Here is an 893-nt window from a genome sequence, read left to right on the forward strand (position 1 = left end):
TTTAACTTTCCGCAACACTTCGGTGTGTTAAAATATAGGTTGCAGGCAGGGAAAAGCGAAAAGTCCGTATCAGAATTTTAACACGAATACGTGAAATTAAAATTGCAATACTTGGAGTTTTTGGAAAAACAGGGGTGTTTTTTCTTCTCTTCAGGCCTCTCAAACATGGAAAAAGCGGGCTTTCCGTGTGGAGAGGCCCGCTTCGCTGTTGCAAAGATACGACATTTCGGAGGCAAAAGCAAGAAATGTTAAAACGGGGTCCTAACCGCCAACAGCCCATCAAAGCCTCTGAAAGCCGGCAACAGACGAGGCCACCACCCGTTTTTTTAGTATATTTGCCGAAAACTTCCGTTTATGAAAAAGTTAGTGGTACTGACCGGCGCCGGCATGAGTGCCGAAAGCGGTTTCGAGACTTTTCGTGATGCCGGCGGACTTTGGGAACAATATCCGGTGGAGAAAGTGGCCACGCCTGAGGGCTGGATGGCCGACCCCGACCTGGTGACGGACTTCTACAACGGCCTGCGGCGGCAACTGGCTGAGGCCGCTCCCAACGAGGGGCACCGGCTGCTGGCTGAAATGGAAAGGGAATTTGACGTGACCGTGGTGACGCAAAACGTAGACGACCTGCACGAACGGGCCGGATCGGACCGCGTCATCCACCTGCACGGCGAACTCATGAAGGTGTGCTCCTCGCGCGACCCGGAGAATCCTTTCTTCATCCGCACCCTGCCACCCGATGCCCTTGAGGTGAAACACGGCGAACGGGCCGGCGACGGTTCGCTGCTGCGCCCGTGGATCGTGTGGTTCGGCGAGGCCGTTCCCCGTCTGGCCGACGCGGCACGGGCCGTAGAGACGGCCGACGTGTTCGTTATCATAGGGTCGTCGCTCAACGT

The 893-nt window shown here is 55.4% G+C and carries 1 protein-coding gene; it reads left to right on the forward strand.

The genetic code is table 11. The annotated features are described in order from the left end of the window. Nucleotides 1–354: 354 nt before the first annotated feature. Nucleotides 355–893, forward strand: a 539-nt coding sequence (locus C5S62_RS06355) for a Sir2 family NAD-dependent protein deacetylase (RefSeq protein ID WP_104404558.1), incomplete at its 3' end; no start/stop codon positions are given.

Origin of the sequence: Prevotella sp. MGM2, from assembly GCF_002933955.1 — a bacterium.
GTDB lineage: Bacteria > Bacteroidota > Bacteroidia > Bacteroidales > Bacteroidaceae > Alloprevotella.